11 protein-coding genes are annotated in these 11,251 nt (G+C 64.9%); 3 read left to right on the plus strand and 8 right to left on the minus strand.

The genetic code is table 11. The features are described from left to right. Window positions 1–2: 2 nt before the first annotated feature. The gene (locus AB7008_RS34020; protein ID WP_441260208.1) at window positions 3–1,709 is read left to right on the plus strand and encodes a caspase family protein; all 1,707 of its coding nucleotides are present in this window, start codon (window positions 3–5) and stop codon (window positions 1,707–1,709) included. Between the two features lie 174 nt (window positions 1,710–1,883). Here AB7008_RS34020 and AB7008_RS34025 read toward each other — a convergent pair whose 3' ends face one another. From AB7008_RS34025 to AB7008_RS34050, 6 genes are all read right to left on the minus strand, one after another. Beyond that, on the minus strand, window positions 1,884–3,002 hold the full coding sequence (locus AB7008_RS34025) for a cobalamin-independent methionine synthase II family protein (RefSeq protein WP_028159829.1): 1,119 nt from the start codon (window positions 3,000–3,002) through the stop codon (window positions 1,884–1,886). A 19-nt stretch (window positions 3,003–3,021) separates the two neighbouring features. Next, window positions 3,022–3,738 carry an ABC transporter ATP-binding protein gene (locus tag AB7008_RS34030; protein ID WP_014493882.1) on the minus strand — a complete coding sequence of 239 codons (717 nt, stop codon included), beginning with the start codon at window positions 3,736–3,738 and terminating at the stop codon, window positions 3,022–3,024. Beyond that, entirely contained in the window at window positions 3,731–4,486 is a 756-nt protein-coding gene (locus AB7008_RS34035) for an ABC transporter ATP-binding protein (RefSeq protein WP_039152394.1), read from the minus strand. The genes AB7008_RS34030 and AB7008_RS34035 overlap by 8 nt, the downstream gene beginning before the upstream one ends. Further along, a complete protein-coding gene (locus tag AB7008_RS34040; protein WP_039152397.1) occupies window positions 4,483–5,511 on the minus strand; it encodes a branched-chain amino acid ABC transporter permease in 1,029 nt (342 codons plus the stop codon). Before AB7008_RS34040 ends, AB7008_RS34035 begins: the two co-directional genes overlap by 4 nt. An 8-nt stretch (window positions 5,512–5,519) precedes the next feature. After that, entirely contained in the window at window positions 5,520–6,389 is an 870-nt protein-coding gene (locus tag AB7008_RS34045; RefSeq protein ID WP_014493879.1) for a branched-chain amino acid ABC transporter permease, read from the minus strand. Between the two features lie 135 nt (window positions 6,390–6,524). Next, window positions 6,525–7,715, minus strand: a complete 1,191-nt coding sequence (locus AB7008_RS34050) for an ABC transporter substrate-binding protein (RefSeq protein ID WP_028159832.1) — start codon at window positions 7,713–7,715, stop codon at window positions 6,525–6,527. A 522-nt stretch (window positions 7,716–8,237) separates the two neighbouring features. Between AB7008_RS34050 and AB7008_RS34055 the strand changes: the two genes are divergently transcribed. Beyond that, window positions 8,238–8,522 carry a hypothetical protein gene (locus AB7008_RS34055; protein ID WP_014493877.1) on the plus strand — a complete coding sequence of 95 codons (285 nt, stop codon included), beginning with the start codon at window positions 8,238–8,240 and terminating at the stop codon, window positions 8,520–8,522. A 125-nt stretch (window positions 8,523–8,647) separates the two neighbouring features. Here the strand turns inward: AB7008_RS34055 and purU are convergent, their stop codons facing one another. Further along, a complete protein-coding gene (gene purU / locus AB7008_RS34060) occupies window positions 8,648–9,511 on the minus strand; it encodes a formyltetrahydrofolate deformylase (protein WP_028152006.1) in 864 nt (287 codons plus the stop codon). 186 nt (window positions 9,512–9,697) lie between these two features. Between purU and AB7008_RS34065 the strand changes: the two genes are divergently transcribed. Continuing rightward, window positions 9,698–10,537 (plus strand): uroporphyrinogen-III synthase, encoded by an 840-nt coding sequence (locus tag AB7008_RS34065; RefSeq protein ID WP_441260209.1) that lies wholly within the window; start codon window positions 9,698–9,700, stop codon window positions 10,535–10,537. A gap of 17 nt (window positions 10,538–10,554) precedes the next feature. Here the strand turns inward: AB7008_RS34065 and AB7008_RS34070 are convergent, their stop codons facing one another. Next, window positions 10,555–11,235, minus strand: coding sequence for a redoxin domain-containing protein (locus tag AB7008_RS34070; protein WP_304490608.1), 681 nt, complete (start codon window positions 11,233–11,235; stop codon window positions 10,555–10,557). Window positions 11,236–11,251 lie beyond the last annotated feature (16 nt).

The raw sequence follows: 11,251 nt of genomic DNA on the forward strand, positions 1-11,251 counted from the left end.
CCATGCGCCGCCTGCTCGTCGCGCTCTGCCTGCTCACAGCAACCCTGTGGGCCGCGCCCGCCTTCGCGCAGGCGCGCAGCCAGCTCGGGCCGCTCTGCACCACCGACACCACGCCGCCGGACCAGATGATCGACGCCTGCAACAAGATCGTCGCGCTGAAGGTGTTTCGCGGCGAGCAGCTCGCGACGATCTATTTCTGGCGCGCGGTCGGCTGGAACAAGAAGGGCGACTATTCGAAGGTGATCGCCGACACCACCGAGGCGATCCGGCTCCAGCCGAGCCAGGCGGTCTACAATCTCAGGGGATCGGCCTATTACGACAAGGGCGACTACGACATCGCGATCGCCGATTTCGACGATGCGCTGAAGCTCGGCCCGGCTGATGGCACCATCTTCCACAATCGCGGCAACGCCTGGCGCGGCAAGGGTGACTACGCTAAGGCGATTGCCGACTACGATGCCACGATCAAGCTGCAGCCCAAATCGACGTTCTCGTTCCAGAACCGCGGCATCGCGAAGGAGGCGCTGGGCGATCTCGACGGCGCGCTTGCCGACATCAACCAGGCGATTCGGCTCGACCCGACGCTGCCACAGCCGCTGATCAACCGCACCGCGATCTGGCGCGTGCGAGGCGATCTCGATCGCGCCATTGCCGATGGCAGCGAGGCGATCCGGCTTGCGAAGGAGAAGCCGCCCGTCAACATCATGACGCCGCCGAACAGCGTGCTGATATCAGGCTATATCCACCGCGCGCTGGCCTATGAGGCGAAGGGCGACTACGCCCATGCGCGCGACGACTACAAGGCCACGCTGGCTATCGTGGCTTCCGATGCCGGCAGCAAGGCCAACCAGGCCACCGCCAAGGTGCGGCTGTCGCTGGTGACGGATGCGCTCACCCCCGTCCCGCGCGATGCGCCGTCACCGGTGACGCAGCCGGCCCCGCAGCAAACGGGCGCGGTGCCTGCGCCCTCGCCTGCCCCGGCGACGCCCGGCAAGCGCCTCGCACTGGTGATCGGCAATGGCGCCTACGCGCATGTCAAGGCGCTGCCCAATCCGGCCAACGATGCGCGCGCCGTCGCCAGGAGCCTGCGCGACATCGGCTTCACGGTGTCGGAGGGCATCGATCTCGACCGCGCAGCGATGCAGAAAGTGACGCGCGACTTCCTGCGCGAGGCGGCGCGGGCACAGGTCGCGTTGGTCTACTATGCCGGCCACGGCGTGCAGGTCGACGGCCGCAACTACCTCATTCCCGTTGACGTCGAGCTCAAGCCGGGCGCGGGCATGACGGAGGCGATGATCGACATGGACACGATCATGGCCGGCCTCGACGACCAGGTCCGCACCAACATTTTGATCTTCGATGCCTGCCGCAACAACCCGATGGCGCAGCAGGTCGCCGCCGCCGGCACCAACCGAGGCATCGAGGGCGCTTCGGGCCTCGCAGCGCCAACGAGCCTGGGCGCCGGTGCAACGCTGGGCGCGGGCACGCTGATCGCGTTCGCCACTGCGCCGGGCCAGGTCGCGCTCGACGGCGAAGGCGCCAACTCGCCGTTCTCCGCCGCCCTCTCCCGCCATCTCGGCACGCCGGGGCTGGAGGTGCAGCAGATGCTGACGCGCGTGCGGGCGGAAGTGGTCTCGAGCACGAAGAACAAGCAGGTGCCGTGGTCGAACTCGTCGCTGCTGGGCGAGGTCTATCTGGCGGAGAAGTGAGGGCGGGTGAGCGCACTGGTTTTCGAGGGTGTGACGCTGCCCGCCACTCACTCGGTGTCATCGCCCGACTTGATCGGGCGATCCAGTACGCCGAGACGTCCGTGATTCACCGAAAAGCCGCGGCGTACTGGATTCCCCGCTTTCGCGGGGAATGACAGCGGCCTCGCGGCAAATTTAGTTGCCCCACACTTCCTTCGCGATCTCGACCGCAAGGCCGAGCTTGGCCCATTGCTCTTCCTCGGAGAGGATGTTGCCTTCCTCGGTCGAGGCAAAGCCGCACTGCGGCGACAGCGCGAGCTGCTCCAGCGGCGCGAATTTGGCGGCCTCTTCGAGGCGACGCTTGATGTCGTCCTTTTTCTCGAGCTCGCCGAACTTCGAGGTGATGACGCCGACCACGACGACCTTGTTGCCCTTGGGCAGGAAGCGCAGCGGCTCGAAGCCGCCGGCGCGGTCAGAGTCGTATTCGAGGAAGTAGCCGTCGTAATTGGTGCCGGCGAGCATGGTCTCGGCCACGGGCTCGTAGCCGCCCGAAGAAATCCAGGTCGAGCGGAAATTGCCGCGGCAGACATGCGTCGTCACCACCATGTCGGCCGGCTTCTCGGCCAGCGCGTAGTTGATGACGCGCGCATAGATCTGCTGGAGACCCTCGGGATTGTCGCCGCGCTCGCGCGCCTTCTTCAGTTCGTCCTGCGAGCAGAGATAGGCCCACACGGTGTCGTCGAACTGAAGATAGCGGCAGCCGGCATCGTAAAACGCCTTCACGGCCTTGCGGTAGGTCTTGCCGAGGTCTTCGTAGAAGGCGTCGAGATCGGGATAGACGTCCTTGGAGATCGCCTTGCGGCCGCCGCGGAAGTGCAGCACGGCCGGCGAGGGAATCGTCATCTTGGCGGTGACGTGGGCCTGGTCGGCGGACTTCTTCAGGAAGCGGAAGTGATCCAGCATCGGATGGTCGTCGGGGAAATCGAGCTTGCCGATCACGCGGACCGCGTCATGCCGCGTCTCGACGCCCGCGAACTGGATGCCCGTGTCCGGGTGAAACATTTCGCAGCCCGTGAGCTTGGCCAGGAAATCGAAGTGCCACCAGGAGCGGCGGAATTCGCCGTCGGTCGCGAGCTTCAAGCCGATCGAGGCCTGCTTGTGCACGACCTTCTCGATCTCCATGTCCTCGATCTTGCGCAGATCGTCAGCCGAGATCTCGCCCTTCTCGAGCCTGGCGCGGGCCTCCTTGATCTTCGCGGGACGCAAGAGGCTGCCGACCTCGTCGGCGCGGAAGGGGGCTTTGGTTCGCTGCATTTTCTACTCCCGGGATATTTTAGTGGGCCGCCGCCCCTGCGACGCCGAGGTGGCGCTCGAGAACCGACGGGTCGGCCTTCAGCGCGGCGCTCGGGGCGTCGTGGACGATCGTTCCGCGCTCCAATATCACAACACGGTCGGCGAGCCCCAGAATCTTTTGCGCGTTCTGCTCGACGATGATCGAGCAAATGCCGCCCGCCCGGGTGATGGTGCCGATCGCCTTCAGAAGCTCCTCGACGATGATGGGGGCGAGGCCCTCGGTCGGCTCGTCCAGCAGCAGAACTTTGGGGTTGAGGGTCAGCGCCCGGCCGATCGCCAGCATCTGCTGCTCGCCACCGGAGAGCTGGTTGCCGAAATTGGTCCGCCGCTCCTTCAGCCGCGGGAACATTTCGTAGACCCTCTCGACCGTCCAGGGGCCGGGCTGCGCCACCGCGGTCATGTTCTCTTCCACCGTCAGCGAGCGGAAGATGTTGCGCTCCTGCGGCACCCAGCCAATGCCGGCGCGCGCCCGCTGATCGGGCCGCAAGCTCGTGACATCGGTGCCGGCGAGCGCGACCGAGCCGGAGAAGCGGCGGGTGACACCGACGATGGAGTTGATCAGCGTAGTCTTGCCGGTGCCGTTGCGGCCCAGCAGCGCAAGCACCTGCCCCTCGGCGAGGCGCAGGGACATGTTGGGCAGCACCACCGCTTCGCCATAGCCGGCGCGCAGGGCGTCGATCGCGAGCAGGTCAGACATTGACCGCCTCCTCGCCGAGATAGACGGCCTTGACCTGCGGGTCCCGCGCGACCACGTCGGGCGGACCTTCGGTGAGCAGCGCGCCCGAGACCAATACCGAGATGCGGTCGGCGAAGGAGAAGACGAGGTCCATGTCGTGCTCGATCAGGAGCACGGTGACGTCGCGCGGCAGGCTGCCTACGACGGCGAGAATGTCGTGGCGTTCGCTCTCCGGCACGCCGGCGGCGGGCTCGTCGAGCAGCAGCACGCGCGGCTTGGCGGCGATCGCGACCGCGATCTCGAGCAGGCGTTGCTTGCCGTAAGGCAGCGTCACGGTCTCTTCGTTCATGACGTCGAGCAGATGGAAGCGCCTCAGGAGATCGGCGATCTCGCCATTGACGTCGCTCCGCGTACCCATCCGCCGCCACCAGTCGCCGCCATGGCCGAGGCGCTCGGAGACGGCAAGGCCGATGGTCTCGAGCGGGGTCAGGTCGGGATAGAGCTGGTTGATCTGGAAGGTGCGCGACAGGCCGCGCAGCACGCGCTTGTGCACCGGCAAATCAGTAATGTCCTGGCCTTCGAGCAGGATCCGGCCCGAGTTCGGCTTGAGCACGCCGGTGAGCTGGTTGATGACCGTGGTCTTGCCGGCGCCGTTCGGGCCGATCAGCGCGTGGCGGGCGCCCTGCTCGACCTTGAGCGACAGGTCCCGCGTCACGCGCAGGCCGCCGAACTGCTTTTCGAGATTCTGGGTTTCGAGCGCGATGGTCATGAGTCGCTCTCCGGCACGGCAACGACGGCCTTGCGTCCGGCAACCTGCTTGATGACCAGGTTCGGCACGTACAGCACCCAGCGATGCAGGCGCTGGCGGCCGACCAGCACGATCACGACCAGCACGAGACCGATCCAGAACTGCCAATATTGCGGGGTGATGGTGGAGAACAATTCCTGGAGCATGCGGAACACCACCGCACCGACCAGCCCGCCATAGAGATAGCCGGTCCCGCCGATGACGAGCACCAGCATCAAATCGGCCGAACGCTCGAAGGCGAATACGTCGAGGGAGGCGATCGCCGTGGTCTGGGTGAACAACGCGCCCGCGATGCCGGCATAGAACGCCGCGAGCGTGTAGATCGCGATCAGGCGGCGGTTGACAGGGATGCCGATGGCGGCGGCGCGCAGCGGATTGTTCTTGATCGCGCGCAGCGACAGACCGAACGGCGAATGCACGACGCGGCGGGCGAACAGGAACAACAGGAACAACACGGCCAGCGAGTAGAAGAAGCCGGTCTTGCCGAACATGTCGAACGGAATCTCGCCGAAGATCGGCTGCATCTCGATGCCCTGGAGGCCGTCGGTGCCGCCGGTGATGTTGGAGAAGCGCTCGGCGAGCGCCTCAAGCAGCAGCGCGATGCCGAGCGTGACCATCAGCCGGGTCAGGTCGACGCCGCGGATCACCAGGAAGCTGGTGGCGAAGCCCAGCACCATAGCGGCAAGGCCGGCTACGATCAGCGCCAGCACGGGCTCGTTGATGATCCCATGCAAGGCGAGGAGCCCCGCGGCGTAGGCGCCGACGCCGAAGAAAGCGGCATGGCCGAGCGAGACGATGCCGGCATAACCGAGGATGAGATCGAGCGACATCGCAAACAGCGCCAGCCGCAGGATGTCGGTCATGATCAGATAGCGCGTGGGAAATGCGAAGCCGCAGGCCAGCACGACGAGCCAGAAGGCGACTTCGCCATAGTGCCAGCGCGCCTGGCGCTGGGCGTGATAACCGACGTCGGAGGAAGCGCTCATCGGCGGCCTCAACGCGCGGCCGTGCGGCCGAACAGGCCGTTCGGGCGCCAGATCAGGATCACGATCATCATGGTGTAGATCACGAAGGGGCCCATCTTCGGCACGTAATATTTGCCGGCGACGTCGCCGATGCCGAGCAGGAGCGAGGCCAGGAACGGCCCGGTGATCGAGGACGAGCCGCCGACGGTGACCACGATCAGGAAGTAGATCATGAACTTCAGCGGGAAATACGGATCGAGGCCGAGGATCTCGGCGCTCAGCGCGCCGCCGAGACCGGCGAGCCCGCAACCGAAAGCGAAGGTGAAGGCGAACACCTGCGGCACGTTGATGCCGAGGCCGCTCGCGGCACGGGGATCATCGACCGCGGCGCGCAGCCGGCTGCCGAAACGGGTCTTGGCCAGCACCATCTGGAGACCAATGGTGAGCAGGCCGCAGATCACGATGATCATCAACCGGTAGCGGCCGATACCGACGCCGAACACGTCGAACTGGCCCTGGAGCGCAGCCGGCAAATTGATGAAGACTCGCGACGAGCCCTGGATGTAGTCGACGGCCGCGACCGACATGAACGTGAGACCGATCGTGAACAGCACCTGGTCGAGATGGCTGCGCGTATAGAGATGGCGGTAGAGCGTGCGTTCGAGCACGATGCCGATCGCGGCCGACGAGACGAAGGCGAGCGGCAGCGCGGCGAAGAACGGCCAGCCCATCCGGTTGACCAGGACCATGCAGACATAGCCGCCGGCCATGGCGAAGGCGCCGTGGGCGAGATTGACGAAGTTCATCAGGCCGAGCGTGACCGCAAGCCCGCAAGCGAGCACGAACAGCAGCATGCCGTAGGCAACGCCATCGAACAGGTTGGTGAGGATAGAGGTCATCGGAAGCGGGTAAACCCTGGTAATCACTCGTCATTCCGGGGCAGCGCGCAGCGCTGAACCCGGAATCTCGTTTCAGCAATTTCGAGATCCCGGGTTCGCGCTAATGCGCTCCCCGGGATGCCCCGCTTTCGCGGGTCACTTCTTGGTCTTGCCGAGATCCTTGACGGCTTCGAAGGTCGCGAACTCGACATTGTAGAGCTCGCCGTCGACCTTCTCGACCTTGCGGATGTAGATGTTCTGCACGATGTCGCGGGTCTCGGGGTCGATCGAGATCGGGCCGCGCGGGCTTTCCCACTTCTGGCCCTTCATGGCTTCGACCAGCTTGGTCCCGTCGGTGTCGCCATTGGTCTTCTTCAGCGCCTCGTAGATGAGGTGGATGCCGTCATAGCCACTCACGGCCATGAAGCCCGGACGGTTGCCGAAGGCCTTCTTGTAGGCCGCGACGAAATCCTTGTTCATCTGCGAGGGATGCGCCGCGGAATACAGATGCGCGGTGACCGTGCCGAGCACGGCGTCGCCCATGTTGTTGAGAAGGTCGTCGTCGGTGACGTCGCCGGGTCCGATCACCTTGATGCCGGCCTTGTCGAGGCCGCGCTCGGCATACTGCTTCATGAAGTTGCCGCCCTGGCCGGCCGGCACGAACACGAAGATCGCGTCGGGCTTGGCGTCCTTCATGCGCTGGAGGAACGGCGCGAAATCGGGATTGGCGAGCGGCGTCTTCACCTCTTCGACCACCTCACCGCCGCCGGCGGTGAAGTTCTGCTTGAAGAAGTTCAGCGCGTCGTTGCCCGGCGCGTAGTCGGAGGTGAGCGTCGCCACCTTCTTGATGCCGTTCTTCACCGCCCAGTCGGCGATGATGGTCGAGGACTGCGCCAGCGTGAAGCTGGTGCGCACGATGTAGGGCGAGCGCTCCGTGATGATGGAGGTGCCGGCCGCCATCACGACTTCCGGGATCTTGGCCTGGGTTGCGAGCGGTGCGGCCGCGAGCGCGGCCGGTGTCACGCCGAAGCCGGCGATGAAATTGACCTTGTCGTTGACGATCAGCTCTTGCGCGGCCGTCTTGGTCTTGTCCGGAATCGCCGCGTCGTCCTTGAGGATGATCTCGATCTTCTTGCCGGCGACGGTGTCGCCCTTCTGCTGCATGTAGAGCTTGATCGCGTTCTCGATCTGCTTGCCGGTCGAGGCCTGGCCGCCGGTCATCGGCAGGATCAGGCCGACCTTGACGGTGTCCTCGGCCCTGGCCGGCACGATGGCCGCAAGGCCCGCGATGGCGGCCGCTGCTGCGGTCCAAGAGACCTTGTAAGAAAACGTCTTCCGTTCGAACATCAGATGTCCCTCCCCTTCATTCCTGACCTCTTGTGCGCCGGACCGAGTGCCCGGTCCTTGGCTCAACCTTGGCTCACGCATGCGCGATGTCGCGCCACATGGCGTCTTTCGCGCCCTTATTGTCAATCGGACGTTTGGCGACCATTCGGCGCAAGCCGCGCGTCCCGATTGCCGGCGACAGGAGCGATGCCGTGGTTACGTCGGGGTAACCCGAGCATCCCCATCCTGGCCGCTCCTATTTGTACGATTGTACAAATAAAATGGACCTGTCAACGAAAAAGCCCCGCCGCCGACCAAGCCAGTTTGTCGCGCGCCCCTTGGCACAGTCTAGAAAGCGGCCAGCCGCGTGGATGGAGGATTTCGTCTTTCTTTTGCAGAATTCGGACACCGGCGAGGCTTCGGTTCACCGCAAACCGGTAGCTAATTACCTATCTCGAATAAGTCTATTTTACCTTGTTGAAGACTACTCTTCCCGCGCCAGCCTAACCCGGCGTCCAACCTGACCGAATTCGCGCGCGCACAATGCTCAAGCCCTTCCGCTCCGTCCTCACCCTCGTAGCGCTCGCCGCGGGGCTGTCCGGCTGCGGCACCGTCAACGAAAAGCTCTCCGCCGGCATGGGCGACTACGTCCCGCAATGGGCCGGCGGCCTGCCGGCCGACGCACCGCCGCGGCCCGGCACGCCGCAATACGACGCCTACATGAAAGAGCGCGAACGCAAGCGGCTGCTGCCGGCGGCCGATCGGGAGAAGGAAGAGCAGGCGCAGAAGGGTGCGACGGGGTCCACGTCGGGCGGCGCGGTGCGCTGAGGCACGACAACGATCTCGCTGTCACTCCGGGGCGCCTCGCAGAGGCGAACTATGGTGCGCAATTGCGCACCCGGAAATCTCGAGGTTCCGGATTCGCGCGTCGCGCGCTCCGGAACGACGGGCAATCAATCCATGAACACCACGGTCTTGCGGCCGTTGAGGATGACGCGGTCGTCGAGGTGGTAGCGGATCGCGCGGGCCAGCACGCGCCGCTCGATATCGCGGCCCTTGCGGACGAGATCTTCCGGGGTGTCGCGGTGGCTGATGCGCTCGACGTCCTGATCGACGATCGGGCCTTCGTCGAGGTCGCGCGTGACGTAATGGGCGGTCGCGCCGATCAGCTTGACGCCGCGCTCATGGGCCTGGTGATAGGGCTTTGCGCCCTTGAAGCCCGGCAGGAACGAGTGGTGGATGTTGATGCAGCGGCCGGAAAGCTTGGCGGAAAGATCGTCCGACAGGATCTGCATGTAGCGCGCGAGCACGACGAGATCGGTGCCGGTCTCGGCGACGAGATCGAGGATCTGCGCCTCCTGCTCGCGCTTGGTCTCCTTGGTGACAGGCAGATGGTGGAACGGGATGCCGCCGAAATCGAGCCCGGCATAGACCTCGCGCGGATGGTTGGAGACGATTGCGGTCGGGACCATCGGCAACTCGCCGGTGCGCCAGCGATAGAGGATGTCGACCAGGCAATGGTCGGACTTCGACACCAGCAGCATCACCTTGCGGTGCGCGGCACGGTCGCGCATCTGCCACTCCATGCCGAAACGCTCCGCGATCGCGGCAAAGCCGGTCTGGAGCGCCGACAGCTCCACGGCGAGATCGGCCGCGGTGAACACCACGCGCATGAAGAACTTCTTGGTCTCGACGTCGTCGAACTGCTGGGCATCGAGAATGTTCTGTCCGTTGTGGGCCAGGAAGGTCGACACCGCCGAGACGATGCCGGGACGATCCGGACAGGACAGGGTCAGGACATATTGATGATCGGGCATGGCTCTTGATGAAGGTTTGGGCAGCGACTGCGGAACGACCCGCGATTTGCGCCCTGCTCTATCACCGACCCTGCCCTTGCGCCAATCCCAAGACTTGATCCCAAGACTTGACCCCAAGACTTGCTTCTACATAAAGCGCGGAGTCAGGATGAACGGACCATTGCAATTTACCGCCGGAGCACACCCATGGCCGACCGCTTGAACGGCTACCGCATCCTGATCCTGGAGACGCGCGAGGAGGCGCAGTTTTCAAAGCTTCTGGTCGAGCAGGGTGCCGATGTCGTGCAGTGCCCGATGTTCACCATTCACGACGCGCCCGATCCCGCCCCGGTCGAGGCCTGGATCCGCCGCGCCATCGACCAGCCCTTTGACGACCTCGTGCTGATGACGGGCGAAGGCCTGCGGCGGATCATGAAGCTCGCGCGGACCCGTGGTCTCGACCAGGCTCTGGTCGCAGCGCTTGCCAAGTCGCGAAAATTCACCCGCGGCCCGAAGCCCGGCAAGGCATTGCGCGAGATCTCCCTCGATGCGCAGCAGACCACGGAGAAGCCGACCACCGAGGGCGTGATCGAAATGCTGGGCAGGCTCGACCTGAAGGGGCGACGCGTCGGCCTTCAGCTTTATCCGGACAAGGACCACAGCGTACTGACCGGCGCGCTTGCCGCGCAAGGCGCCGATGTCGATACCGTGCTGCCTTATGCCTACGATTCCAAGGCAGCGGATGCCAACATCGTCGCCGCCATCGACGACATGGCCGAGGGGCGAATCGATTCCATCGCGCTGACCAATCTTGGCCAGGTCCGCCGCCTCGTGGAAGCTGCGAAGGCACATAGCAGCGAGGCGAAGTTGCGCGCAGGGTTGGAGCGGACGCTGATTGCGTCGGTGGGTCCTGCGGTGTCGGGAGAGCTCGCTGCGCATGGCCTGCGTACGGACATCGCACCGGCGGAAGATCACTATTTCATGCGCCCGCTGATCTCGGCGATGGCGGCAGCGCTCGCCGAGAAGCGGCCGAGGGTGGCGGGTTAATCACCGGCCGACGATGCCTAGCTCGCCAGCTGCGAGGCGGCCGACATCAACTCCTGAGGGCTCGGAGCCCCGAACATGCGGTGGCCGCCTTCAGGAACCTCGGTGAAGGTCCAGCGCACGATCCCCTCGCGATCGAGCAGGAACTGGCCGAACAGCTGGCCCTGGCCGGTTGCCGCCATGCGCTGATCGGCCTCCATCATCTCGTAACCGTCCTTGTTGTTGAGGTACTCGGCAGCCGCCAGCCGATTCATCGACCCCGACGTTTCGCCGGGCACATCCACTTGCATGCTCTTGACGACGTCCATACCCACCTTGCGCGGCCACTCGGTTTCGTTCTCCGTAAACTCGATAGTGGGCAGGCCGAACGCGCGGTGCGAGACCCGCTCGGGGTCGGACGCGGCGAGCAGATTGGGCAAGGGATGATAGCGGAAGTAGAGCCGCGCGCGCTCGATGGGCGTATTGACGACCGTGAGACTTTCGACGCCCTTGTCGCGCAGGGCTGCGTCAAGCTGCGCCTGTGCCGCGATATGGCGCCGACAGAACGGGCAGTGCAGCCCCCGAAACAAGCCGATCAGTATCGGGCTGTGCCCGCGAAAATCCTGGAGCGAGATCGTTCCGTCGCGTGTGATCGCGTCCAGCACGATGTCCGGTGCGCGATCGCCCGGTTGAAGCGGTCCATCGACATGAAGTTCTGGCATGGTTGAAACTCCTTCA

Source organism: Bradyrhizobium sp. 521_C7_N1_3 (assembly GCF_052075975.1).
Classification (GTDB): Bacteria; Pseudomonadota; Alphaproteobacteria; order Rhizobiales; family Xanthobacteraceae; genus Bradyrhizobium; species Bradyrhizobium japonicum.

What these genes read in the sequence shown, in the direction of transcription:
- AB7008_RS34020 (WP_441260208.1), top strand. Translation starts at nt 3, where the DNA reads ATGCGCCGCCTGCTCGTCGCGCTCTGCCTGCTCACAGCAACCCTGTGG.
- AB7008_RS34025 (WP_028159829.1), bottom strand. Translation starts at nt 3,002, where the DNA reads ATGCAGCGAACCAAAGCCCCCTTCCGCGCCGACGAGGTCGGCAGCCTC.
- AB7008_RS34030 (WP_014493882.1), bottom strand. Translation starts at nt 3,738, where the DNA reads ATGTCTGACCTGCTCGCGATCGACGCCCTGCGCGCCGGCTATGGCGAA.
- AB7008_RS34035 (WP_039152394.1), bottom strand. Translation starts at nt 4,486, where the DNA reads ATGACCATCGCGCTCGAAACCCAGAATCTCGAAAAGCAGTTCGGCGGC.
- AB7008_RS34040 (WP_039152397.1), bottom strand. Translation starts at nt 5,511, where the DNA reads ATGAGCGCTTCCTCCGACGTCGGTTATCACGCCCAGCGCCAGGCGCGC.
- AB7008_RS34045 (WP_014493879.1), bottom strand. Translation starts at nt 6,389, where the DNA reads ATGACCTCTATCCTCACCAACCTGTTCGATGGCGTTGCCTACGGCATG.
- AB7008_RS34050 (WP_028159832.1), bottom strand. Translation starts at nt 7,715, where the DNA reads ATGTTCGAACGGAAGACGTTTTCTTACAAGGTCTCTTGGACCGCAGCA.
- AB7008_RS34055 (WP_014493877.1), top strand. Translation starts at nt 8,238, where the DNA reads ATGCTCAAGCCCTTCCGCTCCGTCCTCACCCTCGTAGCGCTCGCCGCG.
- purU (WP_028152006.1), bottom strand. Translation starts at nt 9,511, where the DNA reads ATGCCCGATCATCAATATGTCCTGACCCTGTCCTGTCCGGATCGTCCC.
- AB7008_RS34065 (WP_441260209.1), top strand. Translation starts at nt 9,698, where the DNA reads ATGGCCGACCGCTTGAACGGCTACCGCATCCTGATCCTGGAGACGCGC.
- AB7008_RS34070 (WP_304490608.1), bottom strand. Translation starts at nt 11,235, where the DNA reads ATGCCAGAACTTCATGTCGATGGACCGCTTCAACCGGGCGATCGCGCA.